Raw genomic sequence first — 484 nt, 5'->3', positions numbered from 1 at the left:
TCTTCGTTCATGTATTTTTCTCCACTTCTAACCTCTTCGACTAGAGATGGTAAACCGTATAAAAGTGTTTTTAAGGAATCGGATTTAATAAGCGCGACTTTTCCAGTATTCAGTCCTTCGTTTAAGGTTCCGTTTTTAAACTCCATGTTGCCATTAGCCATAGATATATTGATTAGGCTGTCCAATTTCTTGGAAGAAAGTTTGGTTATATCTTCACCAACCATTTTTAAAATAGCCAATGAACTCCTCCTTTGGCTTTCTTTTTTCTCAATTTCTTCTTGAGAAAAACCTATATTACTTTTTACTTCGGCTTTGAGTCGTGCAACAAACTCCTTAGATTCTTTTAAATTACTTTTATTTATGTTCCAGTTATTAATCTGTAGGGCAATCAAAATCCCAATAACTACAAGAATAATTTCTCCAATAGCATAGGTTAAATACTTTCCAAATTTATTTTCAGTCAGGGTTTTTTGTCTAATTTTTC

Annotated in this window: 1 protein-coding gene; it reads right to left on the bottom strand. The window is 32.4% G+C overall.

What is annotated here, in order from left to right; all coding sequences use genetic code 11:
- Positions 1-479: DUF6090 family protein (locus LOK78_RS16420; protein WP_232635670.1), on the bottom strand; the 479-nt coding region annotated here is incomplete at its 3' end.
- Between the last annotated feature and the right edge of the window lie 5 nt (positions 480-484).

The organism is Mangrovimonas futianensis, from assembly GCF_021245805.1.
GTDB lineage: Bacteria > Bacteroidota > Bacteroidia > Flavobacteriales > Flavobacteriaceae > Mangrovimonas > Mangrovimonas futianensis.
The sequence above is the reverse complement of the archived record's forward strand: the minus strand, read 5'-3'. Positions and strand labels throughout refer to the sequence as shown.